The organism is Ramlibacter albus (assembly GCF_014297445.1).
Lineage (GTDB): Bacteria > Pseudomonadota > Gammaproteobacteria > Burkholderiales > Burkholderiaceae_C > Ramlibacter > Ramlibacter albus.
In genome coordinates this window covers 24020-44375 of the sequence record NZ_JACORU010000008.1, presented here as the reverse complement: position 1 = coordinate 44375, position 20356 = coordinate 24020, and the positions used below count along the sequence as shown (strand labels likewise).

The 20356-nt window shown below is 67.9% G+C and carries 18 protein-coding genes; 5 read left to right on the top strand and 13 right to left on the bottom strand.

Annotated features, from left to right (window positions below):
- Positions 1–30: 30 nt before the first annotated feature.
- Positions 31–663, top strand: a complete 633-nt coding sequence (locus H8R02_RS20255) for a hypothetical protein (RefSeq protein ID WP_187083306.1) — start codon at positions 31–33, stop codon at positions 661–663.
- Between the two features lie 82 nt (positions 664–745).
- Entirely contained in the window at positions 746–3751 is a 3006-nt protein-coding gene (locus H8R02_RS20250; protein WP_187083305.1) for a DUF2135 domain-containing protein, read from the top strand.
- A 5-nt stretch (positions 3752–3756) separates the two neighbouring features.
- Here the strand turns inward: H8R02_RS20250 and H8R02_RS20245 are convergent, their stop codons facing one another.
- Positions 3757–4296 carry a DUF6036 family nucleotidyltransferase gene (locus H8R02_RS20245; protein ID WP_187083304.1) on the bottom strand — a complete coding sequence of 180 codons (540 nt, stop codon included), beginning with the start codon at positions 4294–4296 and terminating at the stop codon, positions 3757–3759.
- Complete coding sequence (locus H8R02_RS20240) at positions 4293–4745, bottom strand: type II toxin-antitoxin system Phd/YefM family antitoxin (RefSeq protein ID WP_187083303.1); 453 nt, start codon at positions 4743–4745, stop codon at positions 4293–4295. The genes H8R02_RS20245 and H8R02_RS20240 overlap by 4 nt, the downstream gene beginning before the upstream one ends.
- Before the next feature lie 183 nt (positions 4746–4928).
- Here H8R02_RS20240 and H8R02_RS20235 point away from each other — a divergent pair, with 183 nt between their 5' ends.
- On the top strand, positions 4929–5906 hold the full coding sequence (locus H8R02_RS20235) for a GMP reductase (protein ID WP_187083302.1): 978 nt from the start codon (positions 4929–4931) through the stop codon (positions 5904–5906).
- Between the two features lie 3 nt (positions 5907–5909).
- Here the strand turns inward: H8R02_RS20235 and fdx are convergent, their stop codons facing one another.
- The 9 genes from fdx to uvrB all read right to left on the bottom strand — a co-directional run bounded on the left by fdx (position 5910) and on the right by uvrB (position 13798).
- Complete coding sequence (gene fdx / locus H8R02_RS20230; protein ID WP_187083301.1) at positions 5910–6248, bottom strand: ISC system 2Fe-2S type ferredoxin; 339 nt, start codon at positions 6246–6248, stop codon at positions 5910–5912.
- Between the two features lie 2 nt (positions 6249–6250).
- A complete protein-coding gene (gene hscA, locus H8R02_RS20225; RefSeq protein ID WP_187083300.1) occupies positions 6251–8107 on the bottom strand; it encodes a Fe-S protein assembly chaperone HscA in 1857 nt (618 codons plus the stop codon).
- A gap of 4 nt (positions 8108–8111) precedes the next feature.
- The gene (gene hscB / locus H8R02_RS20220) at positions 8112–8630 is read right to left on the bottom strand and encodes a Fe-S protein assembly co-chaperone HscB (RefSeq protein ID WP_187083299.1); all 519 of its coding nucleotides are present in this window, start codon (positions 8628–8630) and stop codon (positions 8112–8114) included.
- On the bottom strand, positions 8627–8950 hold the full coding sequence (gene iscA / locus H8R02_RS20215) for an iron-sulfur cluster assembly protein IscA (RefSeq protein WP_187083298.1): 324 nt from the start codon (positions 8948–8950) through the stop codon (positions 8627–8629). Before iscA ends, hscB begins: the two co-directional genes overlap by 4 nt.
- Positions 8951–8952: 2 nt before the next feature.
- Positions 8953–9339, bottom strand: coding sequence for a Fe-S cluster assembly scaffold IscU (iscU, locus tag H8R02_RS20210; protein WP_187083297.1), 387 nt, complete (start codon positions 9337–9339; stop codon positions 8953–8955).
- Positions 9340–9363: 24 nt separating this feature from the next.
- On the bottom strand, positions 9364–10584 hold the full coding sequence (locus tag H8R02_RS20205) for an IscS subfamily cysteine desulfurase (protein WP_187083296.1): 1221 nt from the start codon (positions 10582–10584) through the stop codon (positions 9364–9366).
- Positions 10585–10605: 21 nt separating this feature from the next.
- Positions 10606–11142 carry a Fe-S cluster assembly transcriptional regulator IscR gene (gene iscR / locus H8R02_RS20200; RefSeq protein ID WP_187083295.1) on the bottom strand — a complete coding sequence of 179 codons (537 nt, stop codon included), beginning with the start codon at positions 11140–11142 and terminating at the stop codon, positions 10606–10608.
- A 107-nt stretch (positions 11143–11249) separates the two neighbouring features.
- A complete protein-coding gene (locus tag H8R02_RS20195) occupies positions 11250–11732 on the bottom strand; it encodes a low molecular weight protein-tyrosine-phosphatase (protein ID WP_187083294.1) in 483 nt (160 codons plus the stop codon).
- On the bottom strand, positions 11729–13798 hold the full coding sequence (gene uvrB, locus H8R02_RS20190; protein ID WP_187083293.1) for an excinuclease ABC subunit UvrB: 2070 nt from the start codon (positions 13796–13798) through the stop codon (positions 11729–11731). Before uvrB ends, H8R02_RS20195 begins: the two co-directional genes overlap by 4 nt.
- Before the next feature lie 94 nt (positions 13799–13892).
- Between uvrB and H8R02_RS20185 the strand changes: the two genes are divergently transcribed.
- Positions 13893–15089, top strand: a complete 1197-nt coding sequence (locus tag H8R02_RS20185) for an amino acid aminotransferase (RefSeq protein ID WP_187083292.1) — start codon at positions 13893–13895, stop codon at positions 15087–15089.
- A complete protein-coding gene (locus H8R02_RS20180) occupies positions 15010–18744 on the top strand; it encodes a response regulator (RefSeq protein ID WP_354004958.1) in 3735 nt (1244 codons plus the stop codon). Before H8R02_RS20185 ends, H8R02_RS20180 begins: the two co-directional genes overlap by 80 nt.
- A gap of 12 nt (positions 18745–18756) precedes the next feature.
- Here H8R02_RS20180 and H8R02_RS20175 read toward each other — a convergent pair whose 3' ends face one another.
- Together H8R02_RS20175 and ygiD are read right to left on the bottom strand one after the other, a co-directional pair.
- Entirely contained in the window at positions 18757–19491 is a 735-nt protein-coding gene (locus tag H8R02_RS20175) for a dienelactone hydrolase family protein (RefSeq protein WP_187083290.1), read from the bottom strand.
- Positions 19488–20306, bottom strand: a complete 819-nt coding sequence (gene ygiD / locus H8R02_RS20170; RefSeq protein WP_187083289.1) for a 4,5-DOPA-extradiol-dioxygenase — start codon at positions 20304–20306, stop codon at positions 19488–19490. The genes H8R02_RS20175 and ygiD overlap by 4 nt, the downstream gene beginning before the upstream one ends.
- Positions 20307–20356: the final 50 nt, after the last annotated feature.

Sequence of the window (20356 nt, the reverse complement as noted above, 5' to 3'; positions counted from 1 at the left end):
ACAGGCATTGTAGAAAGCACGCTCCCTCTAATGGCCCGTCTTGCCCTCTCGCTGCTGACCTTTTTTGCCGCCACGGCTGTCCACGCGCAATCTTCGTGTTCCAGCGACGGCGTGCCCGCGCCGGTGGCCGTGCTGGAGCGGTTCATCAGCGCGGATTGCGAGTCTTGCTGGCAGGACCCCAAAGCCCCCCATGCGGGACATCACGAGGTCGCGCTCGATTGGGTCGTGCCCGGCGCCAAAGGCGACGATGCGCCCCTGGCGGCCGTGGCCACGCGCGATGCGCTGGCGCGGCTGGAGGCCTTGCGGCGCGGGGCACCTGCCAGGGCCGACTCTGTCCGCACGGTGCGCACCGGGCGCGCAAGCCTGCGCGTCGCCCAAGGGCTGGCTTTCAATGACTACGTCGGCGCGTCGCTGGATGCGAAGCAGCCCGGCAGCGCGTGGCTGGTTCTCGTCGAGGAACTGCCCGCGGGGACGGAAGGCAGCGCCGTCGCGCGCAACCTGGTGCGCAATGTCCTGCACGTCGAGCGCAGGCGCGGTGCGATTTCGGAGACTCGGTCCATGCAGATCCCGGAAGGCGCGAAGGCCGAGCGGCTGCGCGTCGTCGGCCTTCTCTTCGATGAGCGTGGCCGGCTGTCGGCCACCGCTGTATCGGCCTGCCCCTGACCGTCACCCGCAATGCCAGCCCGTTAACCCCGTTTCGCGCCCCCGGCCGTAGAAGCCTCACCACCACGACAAGGAGAGCTTCATGGCCGGCATCGGGGCGCTTTCGCGCCGCACTTTCGGGCTGCTCGCGGCCGCCGCGACGACTTCGCTCTGGGCCCTGAGCCCGCCACCGCTGCCACGCCCCCAATGGCGGCCGCCGGTGATCGTCGTCCCGCAGGCCGCGCAGCCGGTCCAGCTGCGCGCCGTCACCATCGACACCGACGTGCTCGGCAACCAGGCGCAGTCGCGCATCGAGCTGCGGCTTTTCAACCCCAACCCGCGCGTCCTGGAAGGCGAGCTGCAGTTCCCGCTGCTAGAAGGCCAGGTGGTGACGGGCTTCGCCCTGGACGTGAACGGCCGCCTGCGCGACGCCGTGCCGGTGCCGAAGGCGAAGGGGCAGGAGATCTTCGAGGACATCCGCCGCCGGCGCGTGGACCCCGGGCTGCTGGAAGCGACCGCGGGCAACCAGTACAAGCTGCGCGTCTTTCCATTGCCGCCGCAGGGCGAGCGGCGGGTGCAGCTCACCGTGACGGAGACCTTGCCAAGGCTGCACGGGCGCTCTCACCTGCGCATGCCGCTGGTGTTCGCGTCTTCCGTGGGGCAATTGCAGTTGCGCGTGCGGCTCAATGGCATCGCGCGGAAGGACGTGGAACCCCTGTCATTGCCACCGGGTGCGACGCTCGTCGGCGTCGGGCCGGGCACCAGCATCGCTTTCCAGCGAGAGGGCTGGACCGCACCGCAAGGCCCCGCGGGCTGGCTGCATCTCTCGATGGCCGGTGCGCAGGGCGCGCAAGTGCTCGTCGGCGAATCGGCCGGCAAGCGCTACTTCAGCGCGCAGGTGCCGGTGCGTGACGAGCTCGTGCGCCGACCGGACCCCACGCGCATCGCGCTCGTGTGGGACGCCTCCGGTTCCGGCGCGGGACAGGCCCGCGTGCTGCCGGTGCTGGACGCCTACTTCCGCAGCCTTCGTTCGAGCGCGCAGGTCACGCTGCTGGTCGTGCGCAACCGTGTCGAAGCGCCGCGCCAGTTCACCGTCGCCAACGGCAACTGGGACGAGCTGCACGCGGCCTTGCGTGCCGAGCCCTTCGACGGCTCCAGCAATTTCGACGAGCTGCCGATCCCCGAAGGCACGCAAGCGACGCTGTTCGTGAGCGATGGCCTCGCCACCGACGGCAAGCGCCTGATCGGCTACCGCCACGCCGCGCCCGTGTTCGCGATCAGTGGCAGCGCGCAGGCGGACGTGCCGCGCCTCACGCGGCTGGCTGAGAGGACCGGTGGCGCCTTTGTCGATGCAACGCAGCTCTCGCCCGGCGATGCGGTGCGGGCGATGCAGTACGCAGGCTGGCGCATCGAGCGGCTGGCCAGCTTCTCGGCCGAGCAACTCGTCGCGCCGCGGCTGCACATCCGCGATGGGTTGGTCGCCGTCGCCGGCGAGTTGCGCGACGCTTCCGCTCGCATCGAGATCCAGCTGCGCCACGCCGACGGCCGCCGCCGCGTGGTGCCGCTCGAAGTTGCCGCGCCCGCGCTCGCCGGCCGCTGGCCCGCGCAGCAGTGGGCGCAGTGGCGCAGCGCCGAGCTCGCCGAGAATGCGACGCTGCACCAGGCGCAGCTGCGCGAGATCGCTGCGCAGCATGGTGTGGTGGGGCCCAACAGCTCCTTGATCGTGCTGGAGCTCGCCACGGACTACGCGCGCTACGAACTGCCCGCGCCGCCGGACCTCGCGGATGAGGTGGCGCGCTTGCGCGGCGTGCAGTTCGCGCAGGCCACGCAGCAGCGCGCGGCGCACATCGAGGCCATGGTGCGGCAGTTCGAGGCGCGCCAGCGCTGGTGGGAGCGCGACTTCCCGAAAGATGAGCCGAAGCGCCGCGACGAACTCGCGAAGGACCGCAACGCTCCGGCTGCGCTCGGCGAACAGCGATCGGCGAAGGCTGGCATCCCGATGCCGAGCGTCGCTCCGGCCGCTCCTGCCGCGGCGCCGCTGGTGCGACCCGCCCCCGCAACGGCTGCAGACGCCGGCACAGCTGCCGCGCAGGCTCGCGAATCCAGTGCGTTGCGCCGCGAGGCTGCCGGCAAGTCCGCCGACGCGGTCGCGCAATCGTCCGCGCGCCGCGGCTCGCCCGATGCATCCGCCGAACCGCCGCCGTCCAGCATCGCGCTCCAACCCTGGACGCCGGACGCGCCTTACCTGCGCCGCCTGCAGTCCGCCGCCGCGGCCGACGCCTACCGCGTCTACCTCGACGAGCGCGCGCAGAACGCAGCGAGCAGCGCGTTCTTCATCGATGCCGCCGGCGTGTTCTTCCAGCGCGGCGACGAGGCGGTCGCGCTGCGCGTTTTGTCCAACCTCGCCGAGATGAACCTGGAGAACCGCCAGTTGCTGCGCCTCTACGCCTACCGCCTCACGCAAGCCAAGCGCAGCGACCTGGCCGTGCCGGTGTTCGAGCGCGTCGCCGAACTCGCGCCCAACGAGCCGCAGTCCTGGCGCGACCTCGGCCTCGCGTTCGCCGACAGCGGCCGCCCGCAGAAAGCCGTCGACGCCCTCTGGGAAGTGGTGGCCCGCCCGTGGCCGCGCTTCGCCGGCGTGAACATGATCGCGCTCGCCGAACTCAACGCCATCGCAGCCGCGCAGCCGGTGGACCTCTCGCGAGTCGACACCCGCCTGCGCCGCAACCTGCCGCTCGACCTGCGCGTGGTGATGGCCTGGGACACCGACGACACCGACATCGACCTGTGGGTGACGGACCCCAACGGCGAGGTCGCGAGCTATGCCCGCCGACTCACCTACCAGGGCGGCGCCATGAGCCCCGACGCCACCGGCGGCTATGGCCCCGAGGAGTTCGCGCTGCGCCACGCCAAGCCCGGCAGGTACACCGTGCAGGCCCAGTTCTACGGCCACACGCAGCAGTTCCTCTCCGCCGGGACCACGATCATGGTCCGCGTGACCACCGGCTTCGGCACGGCGCAGGCGCGTGACGAATGGCTGACCTTGCGAGTGACGCAGGGGCGGGAGGTGGTGCGGGTCGGCGACGTGTTGGTGGGGGCGGCGCCCTGAATCGGCTAGCGGGAGCGGCGCTTCGGCCCGAGTGCGTCGAGCCGCTGGATCGTCGCGTCTCTTTCGTCGTCGTCGAGAAAGGACGTATCCCGCACGCGCAGGCGAACGAGGGGCAAGGAGACAAGGCCAGCTTCGACTCCTGCGCGAACCCATCGCAGGTCCCGCGGTTCGCCACGCGCCAACTTGGAGATGGCCGCGTCGTTGGGCTCGAGAAACCAGCCGATGACACCGCTGCGCTCCACACGCACCAGGCGCTGCTCCCAGCCCTCCGGCAGCGTCGGCAACTTCGGCGACACGGGATCGAGAAAATACCCGTTCTTGCGGTGAAAGGGACTTCCCTCGCCCAGCGCGGGCTTCAGGTCATAAATGCGCCCTGGGTCCGCAGGCGTGTAGCAATCGGCGTCGATCGACAAGGTCATGCCCGTCGGGATTGCGCTGACCTGCTCCATGCCCAGCACGGACAGGCTGCCGATGACGACATAGTCGGCGTGACCACACTCGTCGCGAGCGGCAGCCAGCAGGTGGAAGATGGCGTCGAGATTCAAGCGGCAAACATCGTGAAGGGCGAGTTCTGCCGCATGGCCGTCCCCCACCCGTCCGCGTCCGAACACATCTGCTGCACGAGTGCTTTCACCGGCAGCGCCAGCCACTCGCGCCAGCGCTCGATGTAGTCCGTGCTGCAGAGCGCAAGCGCTTCCCACCGATCCACCTCGGCCCGGGCATCCCGCAGCATCTTCGATTGCGCAGCTGCAGAGGCAGACAGCAACGTAACGCTCACCTGGTAGTGGCGCACGAGGCGCTCCTGCTCCACCTGCTTCTGCGCGAGCCTCGCGGCCCGGCGTTCATCGAGCTGCGCCCCACGCTCCAGCCAGTCCGGTGGCACGAGCGCGGCAACGACCTTGCGGTGCCGGCGCACGGCAAGCGGCCCGCGCGCCGCTCGCGCCAGCACGGCGCCGAAGTTCTGCTTCACCTCGGAGGCTTCAACGTGTTCCATGACCCATTTTAGACAAAAATTCACTTTTAGACAAAATCCACATGGCGCCATGAAGGTCATAAAGATCCGGGCATGGCGCCGCCTGCGCGGCACGCCTAGAATCAATCACCGGGCCCAAGCATTTTGGGACCCGGTTTTTTCTTGCCGGGTCCGGATCCAAGCGCTCAGAACCTGGAGCCTGGTATGGAAATCTTCGATTACGACAACGTGCTGCTCTTGCCGCGCAAGTGCCGCGTGCAAAGCCGCTCGGAATGCGACGCGGGCATCGAGTTCGGCGGCCGCAAGTTCCGCCTGCCGGTGGTGCCGGCCAACATGAAAACCGTGGTGGATGAAAACATCTGCCTCTGGCTCGCGCAGAACGGCTACTTCTACGTCATGCACCGCTTTGACCTGGACAACGTCAGGTTCGTCCGGCGCATGAAGGAAGCAGGCGCGTACGCGTCCATCTCGGTCGGCGTCAAACCGGCCGACTACGAGGCGGTGGACAAGCTGGCCGCGGAGGGCCTGGTCCCCGAGTACGTGACCATCGACATCGCGCACGGCCACGCCGACACGGTCAAGGAAATGATCTTCCACCTGAAGGCCAAGCTGCCCGGCGCCTTCATCATCGCCGGCAACGTGGGCACGCCCGAAGCGGTGATCGACCTGGAGAACTGGGGCGCGGACGCCACCAAGGTGGGCATCGGCCCGGGCAAGGTGTGCATCACGCGCATGAAGACCGGCTTCGGCACGGGCGGCTGGCAGCTGTCGGCGCTGAAGTGGTGCGCGCGCGTGGCCACCAAGCCCATCATCGCCGACGGCGGCATCCGCGAGCACGGCGACATCGCCAAGAGCATCCGCTTCGGCGCGAGCATGGTGATGGTCGGCTCGATGCTCGCCGGCCACGAGGAGTCGCCCGGCGCGACGGTGGAGGTCGATGGCCGCCTGTACAAGGAGTACTACGGCAGCGCGTCCGACTTCAACAAGGGCCAGTACAAGCACGTGGAAGGCAAGCGCATCCTCGAGCCGGTCAAGGGCAAGCTCGCGGACACGCTGCGCGAGATGGAGGAAGACCTGCAGAGCTCGATCAGCTACGCGGGCGGCACGAAGCTGGCGGACGTGCGGAAGGTTAACTACGTGATCCTGGGTGGCGACAACGCAGGCGAACACCTGCTGATGTAAGCCTCAGTGCTTCTCTTTCGCGTGGTTGATCGAGTACTTCGGGATCTCGACCACCAGGTCCTTCTGCGCCACGATCGCCTGGCATGACAGACGCGAGTTGGGCTCCAGCCCCCACGCCCGGTCCAGCAGGTCTTCCTCGTCCTCTTCCATCTCGTTGAGCGAGTTGAAGCCCTCGCGCACGACGACGTGGCACGTGGTGCAGGCGCAGCTCATGTCGCACGCATGCTCGATGGCGATGTCGTTGTCCAGCAAGGCCTCGCAGATCGACGTGCCGGCGGGCGCCTGGATCTCGGCGCCGTTGGGCGCGTATTCGGGATGGGGAAGGATCTTGATGACCGGCATGTTCAGATGGATTCGAGGTTCTTGCCGGCCAAAGCCTTGCGGATGCCTTCGTTCATGCGGCGCGCTGCGAATGCTTCGGTGCCGTTCGCCAGCGACTTGATCGCGGCTTCGATCGCGGCGGCGTCGTTGCCCGCGGCCACCACCTTCAGGTTCTCGATGAGCGCATCGATCTGCGCGCGCTCCTTCGAATCCAGCAGCTGGCCGTCGGCCGCAATTGCGCTGTTCGTCGCGAGGATCATCCGCTCGGCCTCGACGCGCGCCTCGGCCAGCGCGCGGGCGGCGATGTCCTGCTGCGCGGTGTTGAAGCTCTCCTGCAGCATCGTCGCGATCTGCTCGTCGGACAGGCCGTAGGAAGGCTTCACCTCCACCTTCGCTTCGACGCCGCTGCCCTGCTCCTTCGCGCCCACGTGCAGCAGGCCGTCGGCGTCGATCGTGAACGTGACGCGGATGCGCGCCGCACCCGCCGCCATCGGCGGGATGCCGCGCAGCTCGAAGCGCGCGAGGCTGCGGCAATCGGCCACGAGGTCGCGCTCGCCCTGCACGACGTGGATCGCCATCGCGGTCTGGCCGTCCTTGAAGGTGGTGAAGTCCTGCGCCTTCGCCGTGGGAATGGTCTCGTTGCGCGGCACGATGCGCTCGACGAGGCCGCCCATGGTCTCGATGCCGAGCGACAGAGGGATCACGTCCAGCAGCAGCAGGTCGCCGTTCGGGTTGTTGCCGGCGAGCTGGTTCGCCTGGATCGCGGCGCCCAGCGCCACGACTTCGTCCGGGTTGAGGTTGGTCAGGGGCTCGCGGCCGAAGAATTCGGCGACGGCGGTGCGGACCTGCGGCATGCGCGTGGAGCCGCCGACCAGCACCACGCCCTGCACTTCGTCCTTGCCGAGCTTCGCGTCGCGCAGCGCCTTGCGGACGGCGGAGAGCGTGCGGGCGGTGAGCTCCTTCGTCGTGGCGTCGAACTCGGCGCGCGAGACCTCGACCTTCACGGGGCCGGTGGAAAGCTGCGCTTCAAGGACGACCGAGTTGTCGGAAGAAAGCTGTTCCTTGGCGCGCCGCGCCGCCATCTTGATCGCCGCCTTGTCGGAAGCGCTCACGGCGTCCTTGTTCGCCTTCTGCAACGCGTAGTCGGCCAGCGCGCGGTCGTAGTCGTCGCCGCCAAGCGCCGAATCGCCCCCGGTGGACACGACCTCGAACACACCGCGCGACAAACGCAGGATCGAGATGTCGAACGTACCGCCGCCGAGGTCGTACACCGCGTAGACGCCTTCGCTGCCGTTGTCGAGGCCGTACGCGATGGCGGCGGCGGTCGGCTCGTTGATGAGGCGCAGCACGTTCAGGCCCGCCAGTTGCGCGGCGTCCTTGGTCGCCTGCCTTTGCGCGTCGTCGAAATACGCCGGGACGGTGATCACGGCGCCATACAGGTCATCGTTGAACGTGTCCTCCGCGCGATAGCGCAGCGTCGCGAGAATTTCCGCGCTCACTTCGACCGGCGACTTCTCGCCTGCCCGCGTGAGCAGCGCCAGCATGCCCGGCTTGTCGATGAAGCTGTAGGGCAGCTTGCCGCTGCTGGCGATGTCCTTGAGTCCGCGGCCCATGAACCGCTTGACGGACGCGATCGTGTTCTCGGGATCCTCGGCCTGCGCGGCCTGCGCGTCGAAGCCGATCTGGCGGCCGCCATTCGGCAGGTAGCGAACAACGGAAGGAAGGATCACGCGGCCTTCGCCGTCCGGCAGGCATTCGGCGATGCCATTGCGAACGGAGGCCACGAGGGAATGGGTGGTGCCCAGGTCGATGCCCACCGCGATGCGCCGCTGGTGCGGGTCGGGGGATTGCCCGGGTTCTGAAATTTGGAGAAGAGCCACGGCCCTATTGTCCCAGTTGCTCGTAGCGCGCTTCGACGTCGTGACCAAAGCGCTCGATGAACATGAGGGCTCTCACCTGCTGGGCCGCGGCGTGCGCGTCGTTTTTCTCGTCGAGCAGGTGCTCGATGGCGCGCAGCGCCGCCGAGCGGGCCGCCTGCAATTCGTCATTCAGCTTGTCGAGGTCGGCCTCGCCCGATGCCTCTTCCAGCTCCTCGCGCCAGTGCATCTGCTCCATGAGGAAAGCCGCCGGCATGGCGGTGTTCTTCTCGGCGTCGATGCTGGCACCGCGCAGCTCGCACAGGTAGGCCGCGCGCTTGAGCGGGTCCTTCAGGCGCTGGTACGCCTCGTTGATGCGCACCGACCACTGCAGCGCGATGCGCTGCGCGGCCGCGCCCTGCGCCGCGAACCTGTCGGGGTGGGCTTCGCGCTGCAAATCCTTCCAGCGCGCGTCGATGGCGCCGCGGTCCTGCGCGAAACGCTCAGGAACGCCGAAGAGCTCGAAGTCGTTCGACTGGAGGTTCACACCCGGAACGACTCGCCGCACCCGCAGCGGTCGCGCTCGTTCGGGTTGTTGAACTTGAAGCCTTCGTTGAGGCCCTCGCGCACGAAGTCGAGCTCGGTGCCGTCGATGTAGGCCAGGCTCTTGGGGTCGATGAGCAGCTTCACGCCGTGGTTCTCGAACACCACGTCCTCGGGCGCCACTTCATCCACGTACTCGAGCTTGTACGCCAGCCCCGAGCAGCCGGTGGTCTTCACGCCCAGCCGCACGCCCACGCCCTTGCCCCGCTTCGCGAGGTAGCGGTTCACGTGGCGCGCGGCGGCTTCGGTCAGCGTCACTGCCATCTTCAGTTACTGTGCTTCTTCTTGTAGTCGTCCACGGCCGCCTTGATGGCGTCCTCCGCGAGGATCGAGCAGTGGATCTTCACCGGCGGCAGCGCCAGCTCCTCGGCGATCTGCGCGTTCTTGATCGACGCCGCCTCGTCCAGCGTCTTGCCCTTCACCCACTCGGTGACGAGCGAGCTCGAGGCGATGGCGGAGCCGCAGCCGTAGGTCTTGAAGCGCGCGTCCTCGATGACGCCAGTAGCGGGGTTCACCTTGATCTGCAGCTTCATCACGTCGCCGCAGGCGGGCGCGCCCACCATGCCGGTGCCGACGGACTCGTCGCCCTTGTCGAAGGAGCCGACGTTGCGGGGGTTCTCGTAGTGGTCGACGACTTTTTGCGAATAGGCCATGTCAAATACTCCTGATCTCTTCTCTCAGTGGGCGGTCCACTGGATGGTGCTGAGGTCGACGCCGTCCTGGTACATCTCCCAGAGCGGGCTCAGCTCGCGCAGCTTCTCCACGTTCTGCTTGATCGTGGAGATCGCGTAGTCGATTTCTTCTTCGGTCGTGAAGCGGCCGATGGTCATGCGCAGGCTGCTGTGCGCCAGTTCGTCGCTGCGGCCCAGCGCCCGCAGCACGTAGCTGGGCTCCAGCGACGCCGACGTGCAGGCCGAGCCCGACGACACGGCCAGGCCCTTGATGCCCATGATCAGCGACTCGCCTTCGACGAAGTTGAAGCTCATGTTCAGGTTGTGCGGCACGCGGCGCTCGAGGTCGCCGTTGATGAAGACCTGCTCCACGTCCGACAGGCCCTTGAGCAGCTTCTGCTGCAGCTTGCGGGCGTGTTCCAGGTCCTTTTGCATCTCTTCCTTCGCGATGCGGAAGGCTTCGCCCATGCCGACGATCTGGTGCGTGGGCAGCGTGCCGCTGCGCATGCCGCGCTCGTGGCCGCCGCCGTGCATCTGCGCTTCCAGCCGTACGCGCGGCTTGCGGCGCACGTACAGCGCGCCAATGCCCTTGGGGCCGTAGGTCTTGTGCGAGGCCAGCGACATCAGGTCCACCGGCAGCGCCTTGGTGTCGATCTCCACCTTGCCGGTCGCCTGCGCGGCGTCCACGTGGAAGATGATGCCCTTCTCGCGGCAGATCGCGCCGATCGCCGGGATGTCCTGCACCACGCCGATCTCGTTGTTCACGAACATCACGCTCACGACGATGGTGTCGGGGCGCAGCGCGGCCTTGAACTTGTCGAGATCCAAGAGGCCGTTTTCCTCGACGTCGAGGTAGGTCACCTCGAAGCCCTGCCGCTCCAGCTCGCGCATGGTGTCGAGCACGGCCTTGTGTTCGGTCTTCACCGTGATCAGGTGCTTGCCGCGGCTCTTGTAGAAGTGCGCGGCGCCCTTGAGCGCCAGGTTGTTCGACTCGGTCGCGCCCGACGTCCACACGATCTCGCGCGGGTCGGCGCCGATGAGGTCGGCCACCTGCGTGCGGGCTTTCTCCACGGCTTCTTCCGCTTCCCAGCCCCACGCATGGCTGCGCGATGCCGGGTTGCCGAAGTGCTCGCGCAGCCAGGGGATCATCGCGTCGACGACGCGCGGGTCCACAGGCGTCGTCGCGCCGTAGTCCATGTAGATCGGGAAGTGGGGCGTCATGTCCATCGTTGTTCTTGTCCTGCCTGCTTAGCTCTTGGCGAAAGAGTTGCCGAGCGCGAACACGGAGTTCGGCGCGTTCACGCGGATGGGCTTGACCACCGGCTGGCTGGAGATCGCCCGCTTCGGGGACGGCTTGTCCTCGATCTGGATGCCCTTGGCCAGCTGGTCGTCCACCAGCTTCTGCAGCGTGATGCTGTCGAGGAACTCGACCATCCGCTGGTTCAGCTGGGCCCACAGCTCGTGGGTCATGCAGCGGCCGCCGTCGCCCTGGCAGTTTTCCTTGCCGCCGCACTGCGTGGCATCGATGGGCTCGTCCACCGACACGATGATGTCGGCGACGGTGATGGCGTCGGCCTTGCGGCCGAGCGTGTAGCCGCCGCCGGGGCCGCGGGTGGATTCGACCAGCTCGTGGCGGCGCAGTTTGCCGAAGAGCTGCTCGAGGTAGGAGAGGCTGATCTGCTGGCGCTGGCTGATCGCCGCCAGCGTGACGGGGCCATTGTTCTGCCTCAGCGCGAGGTCGATCATGGCGGTGACCGCGAAGCGGCCTTTGGTGGTGAGACGCATGTGAGGCTCCTTCTGCCTGACGAGCCAGGAGCCTAGGGGATTACCCTTGGCCTTTCCTGACTGATTCCGTCAAGTTTACCAGAAAACCCTTCACGTCGCTCGGGCACTCAGCCCATTCGGGTCTTGACGTGTTCCAGCAGGCCTGCGCAGGCGGCCTCCACGTGGTCGAGCACGGCCTCGAAACCGTCCTTGCCGCCGTAGTAAGGGTCGCTCACCTCTTCGAGGCCGAGCTCGGGCGCGAACTCCATGAGCCGCCTGAGCCTGGGCTTGAGCGCCGGCGGGCACTGCTCGTCCAGCAGCTCGAAGTTCTGCCAGTCCATCGCGATGACGAGGTCGAACTTCTCGAAGTCGGTGCGGTGGACCTGCCGCGCGCGCAGTGCCGACAGGTCGTAGCCGCGCAGCGATGCGTGGTGCGTGCTGCGGCGGTCGGGCGGCATGCCGACGTGGTAGTCGTGCGTGCCGGCCGAGTCGATCTCGATGCGGTCCTCGAGGCCGGCTTCGCGCACGAGGTGGCGGAACACGCCCTCGGCCGTCGGGCTGCGGCAGATGTTGCCCATGCAAACCATCAGGACCCGGTACTTGCCGCTCATTTCTTCCCCGCCGCGATGGGAACGACGTTGTCGTGCACGACAGCCCCGAAAGCCTGCTCCTTGAGCAACGCCAGCTGGTCGCGCACGCGCGCCGCCTTCTCGAACTCGAGGTTGCGCGCATGCTCCAGCATCTGCTTTTCCAGCTCCTTGATGCGCTTGGCGATGTCCTTCTCCGACATCTCCTCCACCATCGCGCGCTGCAGCTCCTGCTTCTCCTGCTCCTTGCTGGCCTTCTCGCTGTACACGCCGTCGATCATGTCGCGCACCTGCTTCACGATGGAGCGCGGCGTGATGCCGTGCTCCTCGTTGTACGCGACCTGCTTGGCGCGGCGCCGCTCGGTCTCGCCGATGGCCTTCTTCATCGACTCGGTCATCACGTCCGCGTAGAGGATGGCCTTGCCGTTGAGGTTGCGCGCGGCGCGGCCGATGGTCTGGATCAGCGAGCGCTCGGCGCGCAGGAAGCCTTCCTTGTCGGCGTCCAGGATGGCGACCAGCGACACCTCGGGGATGTCCAGGCCCTCGCGCAGCAGGTTGATGCCCACCAGCACGTCGAACTGGCCCAGGCGCAGGTCGCGGATGATCTCCACCCGCTCCACCGTGTCCACGTCGGAGTGCAGGTAGCGCACCTTCACGCCGTTGTCGGCGAGGTAGTCGGTGAGCTGCTCCGCCATGCGCTTGGTCAGCGTGGTGATCAGCACGCGCTCGTTCTTCTCCACGCGGTCGCGGATCTCCTGCAGCACGTCGTCCACCTGGTGCGTGGCGGGGCGCACTTCCACCTCGGGGTCGATCAGGCCGGTGGGGCGCACCAGCTGCTCCACGACGTTGCCGGCGTGCGTCTTCTCGTAGTCCGCGGGCGTGGCCGACACGAAGATCACCTGCCGCATGCGCGCCTCGAACTCCTCGAACTTCAGCGGCCGGTTGTCCAGCGCCGAAGGCAGGCGGAAGCCGTACTCCACCAGCACCGTCTTGCGCGCCTTGTCGCCGTTGTACATGGCCGCGAGCTGCCCCATCATCTGGTGGCTCTCGTCCAGGAACATCAGCGCGTCCTTGGGCAGGTAGTCGGTCAGCGTGGACGGCGGCGCCCCGGGCGGCGCGCCGGACAGGTGCCGCGTGTAGTTCTCGATGCCCTTGCAGTGGCCCAGTTCGCTGAGCATTTCCAGGTCGAAGCGGGTGCGCTGCTCCAGCCGCTGCGCCTCCACCAGCTTGCCCTCGCCCACGAAGAACTTCAGGCGCTCGTCCAGCTCCAGCTTGATGGACTCCACGGCGCCCAGCACCTTCTCGCGCGGCGTGACGTAGTGGCTGGAGGGGTAGACCGTGAAGCGCGGCACCTTCTGGCGGATGCGGCCGGTGAGCGGGTCGAACAGCTGCAGCGACTCGATCTCGTCGTCGAACAGCTCCAGCCGGATCGCCAGCTCGCTGTGTTCGGCCGGGAAGATGTCGATGGTGTCGCCGCGCACGCGGAACGTGCCGCGCGAAAAATCCTGCTCGTTGCGCTGGTACTGCATGCGAATGAGCTGGCCGATCACGTCGCGCTGGCCGATCTTGTCGCCCACCCGCACGATGAAGCGCATCTGGGTGTAGTCCTCCGGCGCGCCGATGCCGTAGATGGCCGACACCGTGGCCACGATCACCGTGTCCCGGCGCTCCAGCACGCTCTTGGTGGCCGACAGGCGCATCTGCTCGATGTGCTCGTTGATCGAGCTGTCCTTCTCGATGAACAAATCGCGCTGCGGGACGTACGCCTCGGGCTGGTAGTAGTCGTAATAGCTCACGAAGTACTCGATGGCGTTCTTCGGGAAGAACTCCCGGAACTCCGAGTACAGCTGCGCGGCCAGCGTCTTGTTGGGTGCGAACACGATGGCGGGGCGGCCCAGCCGCGCGATCACGTTGGCCATCGTGAAGGTCTTGCCGGAACCGGTGACGCCCAGCAGGGTCTGGAACACTTCGCCGTCCTGCACGCCCTCCACCAGCTTGTCGATGGCCTGCGGCTGGTCGCCCGCGGGCGGGTACGGCTGGTACAGCTCGAACGGCGAGCCGGGGTAGGTGATGAACTTTCCTTCGGGCATGGATGACTTAACTAACTAAAATCGCGGGGAAAGCCGGCCAGCGTACAACAGGACCGGCGCGCTTTGCTACTGACACTTCCAAAGGACTCTCGCCATGTCTCTGTTCACCGCCGTCGAAATGGCCCCTCGTGATCCGATCCTGGGCCTCAACGAACAGTTCAACGCCGACACCAACCCCAACAAGGTCAACCTCGGCGTGGGCGTGTACTACGACGACGCGGGCAAGCTGCCGCTGCTGGAGTGCGTGCAGAAGGCCGAAAAGCAGATGATGGATGCGCCCAAGCCGCGCGGCTACCTGCCCATCGACGGCATCGCCGCCTATGACAGCGCGGTCAAGGCCCTCGTATTTGGGGCCGATTCGGACGTGGTCAAGGCCGGCCGCGTGGCCACGGTACAGGGCCTGGGCGGCACCGGGGGCCTGAAGGTCGGCGCGGACTTCCTCAAGCAGTGCAACCCCAACGCCAAGGTGCTGATCAGCGACCCCAGCTGGGAGAACCACCGTGCACTTTTCACGCGCGCGGGCTTCACGGTTGAAACCTATCCGTACTACAACTCGGCCAAGCGCGGCATCGACTTCGACGGCATGCTCACCGGCCTGGCCACGGCCGCCGAGGGCTCCATCGTCGTGCTGCACGCCTGCTGCCACAACCCCACGGGCTACGACATCACGGCCGAGCAGTGGGACAAGGTCATCGAGACGGTGAAGTCGAAGAAGCTCGTGCCCTTCCTCGACATGGCCTACCAGGGCTTCGGCCACGGCATTGCCGAGGACGGCGCGGTCATCGGCAAGTTCGTCAAGTCCGGCCTGGACTTCTTCGTCGCCACCTCCTTCTCCAAGAGCTTCAGCCTCTACGGCGAGCGCGTCGGCGCCCTGTCCGTGCTGTGCGGCAGCAAGGAAGAGGCCGACCGCGTGCTGTCGCAGCTGAAGATCACGATCCGCACCAACTACTCCAACCCGCCCACCCACGGCGCGCAGGTGGTGGCCACGGTGCTGAACACGCCCGAGCTGCGGGCGCTGTGGGAAAAGGAGCTGGCCGACATGCGCACCCGCATCAAGCAGATGCGCGTGGCGCTGGTGGAGAAGCTCAAGGGCGCGGGCGTGAAGGAGGACATGAGCTTCATCACGGACCAGATCGGCATGTTCAGCTACTCGGGCATGTCCAAGGACCAGATGGTCCGCCTGCGCAACGAGTTCGGCGTGTACGGCGTGGATTCCGGCCGCATCTGCGTGGCCGCGCTCAACAGCCGCAACATCGACTACGTCTGCCAGTCGATCGCCAAGGTGCTGTGAACCGGCCGGCTTAAGCATTTTCCGTAAGGGGGGCCCACCGCTTCCCTACGGCCCGGGCACGGGGCATGGCTATCGTCCATCCATGTCACCGACCTACGATCCCCGCCTCGTCCTCGCGTCCCTCGCCGTCGCGATCCTCGCGTCGTACGTGGCGCTGCACATCGTGGCGAACGTGCACGCCGCCGCCACGCGCGGCGCGCGGGCGGTGTGGGTCGCCTGCGGCGGGCTGTGCATGGGCGCGGGGATCTGGTCGATGCACTTCGTGGGGATGCTGGCCACCCGGCTCGCGTTCCCCATCGCTTTCGAGATCGGCCTGACCCTGCTGTCGCTGCTGATCGCGGTAGCGGTGTCCGGCTTCGCCCTGCTGGTGGTCAGCACCGGGCAGCCCGGGCGCAGGACGATCCTGGCCGGCGGCGCCGCCATGGGCGTGGGTATCAGCGCGATGCACTACGTGGGCATGGGCGCCATGGCCATCGCGCCGGGCGTGAGCTACGACCCGGGCCTGTTCGCCGCCTCGGTCGGCGTGGCCATCGCCGCCTCGTGGGCGGCGCTCTGGCTGTTCCTGCAGCTGCGCGGCACCGCGCCGCGCCGCACCACCGGCCTGCGCAGCGTGAGCGCCGTCGTGATGGGATGCGCGATCGTCGGCATGCACTACACCGGCATGGCGGCGGCGCAGTTCGACATCGGCACGGTCTGCACCGCGCCGCCGCAAGACCTGGACCAGTCCTGGCTGGGCTGGGGCATCGCGCTGCTGGCCACCCTCGTGCTCACGATGGCGCTCTTCAGCTCGCTCTACCGGCGCGGCAAGCTCAACCTCGCGGGCAAGATCTCTTTCGTGGTCGGCGCCACGCTCGCCCTCTCCGTCACGGCGCTCAGTTCGCTGGCGGTGTACCACATCGAATACCTCGACGCGCAGTTCGACTCGCTGCAAACCCACGCGCTCGCTTCGCTGCAGGACATGCAGAAGATCCGGGCGCTGCGGCACGAGGTCAAGATGGCCGCGCTGCGGGGCCTGACCGCGGAGCCCGCCCAGCGCGAGCGCGAGTTCGCGTCCGCAACCGAATACGCGCGCCGCATCGGCCGGGCCGCGGCCGAGTACAGGACGCACCGCGACATCGCGGGGCTTCCGCGCGTGAAGATGCTGCTGGAGCGCCACGGCAAGCTGGACGAACTCACCGTGATGCAGCACACGTCGGCGAACGCCATCGCCGCCAACGCCGCGGAAATCCAGGCGCTGGTCGCCCGTGCGTCGTCGCTCGGCGCCGCCGGCCGCATGGCCGAGGTGCAGCACATCTACGACGTGGACCTGCGCAACCTGTTTGCCCAGTCGGACGAACACGTCGGCTCGTTGCGCCAGCTTCATTTCGAGGAGGCCAGGCTCGCCACGCTCGAAGGCGAGGCGGTGCTGCATGCCGCCAAGTGGCAGCTGGGCGCCGCCACGCTGCTCGTGCTGCTGCTCGGCCTGGTGGGCATCGTGTGGCTGGTGCGCAGCCTCACGCGGCCCCTCTCGGCGCTCGCATCGGGCACGCAGGCCGTCGCGGCCGGCGACTTCAGCTACACCCTGAACGTCGCGAGCAAGGACGACATCGGCGAGCTCTCGGTGGCCTTCAACCGCATGATCGCGCAGCTGCGCGACAGCCGCGGCCAGCTGGAGCAGGCCCGCCACGCGGCCGAGACGGCGAGCCGGGCGAAGTCCGACTTCCTGGCCAACATGAGCCACGAAATCCGCACGCCGATGAACGCGATCATCGGCCTGTCGCACCTGGCCCTCAAGGGCGAGCTGCCGCCGCTGCAGCGCGACTACATCGGCAAGGTGCACGCGGCGGGCCAGCACCTGCTGGGCGTGATCAACGACATCCTCGACTTCTCCAAGATCGAGGCCGGCATACTGGAGCTGGTGGAGTCCGAGTTCGAGGTGCAGTCGCTGCTGGACACCACGTGCAACATGCTCAACGCGGAGTGCCACCGCAAGAACCTCGAGCTCGTCGTGCGGCTGGACGCCGGCGTGCCGGCGCGCCTGCGCGGCGACTCGTTCCGCCTGGGCCAGGTGCTGCTCAACCTCGCGGGCAATGCGGTGAAGTTCACCGAGCGCGGCAGCATCGTCATCGCGGTGAACGCGATCGAAACCGGCGAAGGCCGCACGCGCCTCGTCTTGCGCGTGCAGGACACCGGCATCGGCCTCACGCAGGAGCAGTCGGGCAAGCTCTTCCGCAGCTTCTCGCAGGCCGACAGCTCCACCACCCGCAAGTACGGCGGCACCGGCCTGGGCCTGTCGATCAGCCGGCGCATCGTCGAGCTGATGGGCGGCGAGATCGGCGTTCAGTCCGTGTTCGGCGCCGGCAGCACGTTCTGGTTCAGCGTGCCGCTGGAAGTGGTCGAACAGCCGCTGCTCGCGCCGCAATCCGCCGCGCAGCTGGCGGGCCGCCGCGCGCTCGTGGTGGACGACAGCGCCGACGCGCGCACGGCCATCGCGGGCATGCTGCATGCGATCGGCTGCGAGACGAGCGAGGCGGCATCGGGCTACGCGGCCGTCGACGAAATCCGCAAGGCCGCCATCGACGGCCGGCCCTACGACGTGGTCTACCTCGACTGGCGCATGCCGGGCATGAACGGCGTGGACACGGCGCGGCGCATCCGCGCGCTCGGCCTCGAGTTGCCGCCCGCGCTGCTGATGGTGTCCGCTTACGGCCGCGACGAGCTGCTGCGCGAAGCGGCCGGCGTGGGCATCGACAGCGTGCTGGTCAAGCCGGTGAATCCCGCGGTGCTGGTGGAGACCACTGCGCACCTGCTCGGCTCCGTGCGGACCGTGGACGCCGCACCCGCCGGCGAGCCGGATGCGGCGGCAAGAGACCTCTCGTGCCTGCGTGGGCTGCGCGTGCTGCTGGTCGAGGACAACGACATCAACCAGATGGTGGCCACCGAGCTGCTGCAGGACGCGGGCCTGTCGGTCGACGTGGCCGGGGACGGCAGCATCGCGCTGCGCAAGGTGCAGGAGGGCGCGTACGACGTGGTCCTGATGGACATGCAGATGCCCGTCATGGACGGCGTGGAGGCCACGCGTGCGATCCGCCGCATCCCCTCGCTTGCGTCGCTGCCCATCATCGCGATGACCGCCAACGCGATGGAGCGCGATCGCCAGCTGTGCATCGACGCCGGCATGAACGACGTGGTGATCAAGCCGGTGGAGCCCGACGCGCTCTGGACCGCCCTGCTGCGCTGGGCCGTCAGGGCCGACGTGCCGCACGCCGCGCCCGCCCCCGCGGTTGCCGCGCCGCGGGACGACGCACCGGTGCCCGGCATCGCGGGCCTCGACAGCGACGCGGGCCTCGGCCGCGTGATGGGCCGCAAGTCGCTCTACCTCGCGATGCTGCGCCGCTTCGCCGACAGCCAGAAGGACGTGCCCGCGCACATCCAGCAAGCCCTCGCCAACGGCGACGTGCCGACGGCGGAGCGCCTGGCGCACACGATGCGCGGCGTCGCGGGCAACATCGGCGCGACCGTGGTGCAGGGCCTCGCGGGCGCCGTGGAGAGCGCGCTGCGGCAGATGGAGCCGCCGGCGGAGGTGCAGCGCCGCCTGCAGGAGCTGCAGGGGCCGCTGGACGAGCTGGTCGGTGCGCTGCGCGCGCACCTGGAAGAAGCGGAGCCGGCGCTCTAGCGCCCTAGGGCTCTAGGCCCTGAGGTTGCGGTCGAACAGCGTGAAGAGCCGCTCCCAGTGCCGCTCGGCCGAAGGCTGGTGGTAGATGCCGGCGCGCAAGGGAAACACGAAGCCGTGCTCCGCGCCGGGGTACCACTCGATGCGGTAGTTCATGCCCGCGTCCTTCATCGCCTTCTCCAGCGCGGCGATGTGCGCGGGCGGTGCCCACTTGTCGGTCTCGGCGCAGGCGAAGTACGACTCGCACTTGATGTACGGCGCGTACAGGTGCGGCGAGTCGGGCCGGTCGGTGACCATGTTCGCGCCATGGATCGAGGCGATGGCATGGATGCGCGTGGGCAGCTGCGCGGCCACGGCCATCACGAACGGGCCGCTCATGCAGTAGCCGACCGCGCCGATGCGGTCCTTGCGCGCCTCGGGCTGCGCGTCGACGAAGTCCAGCATCGCGCGCGTGTCCTCGACCACCATCGCGTTGGTCAGGCTCTTCATGTGCTCGAACATCACCGCCATGGCGGCCTCGGTGCGCTCCTTCAGCCAGTAGTCGCGGCTGCGGCGGTAGTAGAGGTTGGGCAGCACCACGTAGTAGCCCACGGACGCGAGCCGCCGCGCCATGTCGTGCAGCTCCTCGCGCTTGCCGGGCGCGTCCATGTAGAACAGCACCACGGGATGCGGGCCGCCCTCCTCCGGATGGACCACGAAGGTGTTCATCGCGCCTTCGGCGGTCTTGATGTCCAGGTGTTTTTCGATCACTGCGTCTGTCCCCAAACGATGGAGCGCATCGAGATCGACGCGCCCTGGAAGGTGTCGTTGAAAAACCGCACCGGCTCGCCCGGCTCGGCCGCCCCGGCCGCGTGCAGCAGGGGCAGGTAGTGGTCGTGGGTGGGGTGGGCCAGCTGCGCCACCTGCCCGAGCTGCTGGAAATCCGCGAGCCCGCGCAGGTCGCCCTGCTCCACCTTCCCTTTCGTCACCGAGTCGAATTCAACCGCCCAGTCGTACGCTTGTCCATCGGGTGCACCCCAACGCATCGAACGCAGGTTGTGCACGATGTTGCCGCTGCCGACGATGAGCACGCCGCGCTCGCGCAAGGCACGCAGCTGCTGGCCGAGGGCGAAATGCTCGGCGGGTGGGCGGCCGTAGTCCATGCTCAGCTGCACCACGGGAGTCTTCGCGTCGGGGAACATCGGCTTGAGCACCGACCATGCGCCGTGGTCCAGGCCCCACTCGCCCGTGTCGATGCCCACCTCGGGCTCGCGCAAGCCCGCGCTCATTTCGGCGACGGCTTCGGGCGCGCCCGGCGCCGGGTACTGCTGCGCGAACAGCTCGGCCGGGAAGCCGCCGAAGTCGTGGATGGTCTTGGGCTGCGCCATGCCCGTGAGCCACCAGCCGTGCGTCAGCCAATGCGCGGAGATGCAAAGGATCAGCTTCGGCGTCGGCAGTTCGCGGCCGAGGGCCTGCCACGAGCGCCTGAACGCGTTGTCCTCGATGGCGTTCATCGGGCTGCCGTGGCCCAGGAACAGCACCGGCATGCGCGGCGTGGCCGGCAGGGTCTTCAAGTCATTCAGCATGGGTTTAAGCCGTTCTGCCTAAGTATCGGTGAGTAGTTCCACGTCCTGCA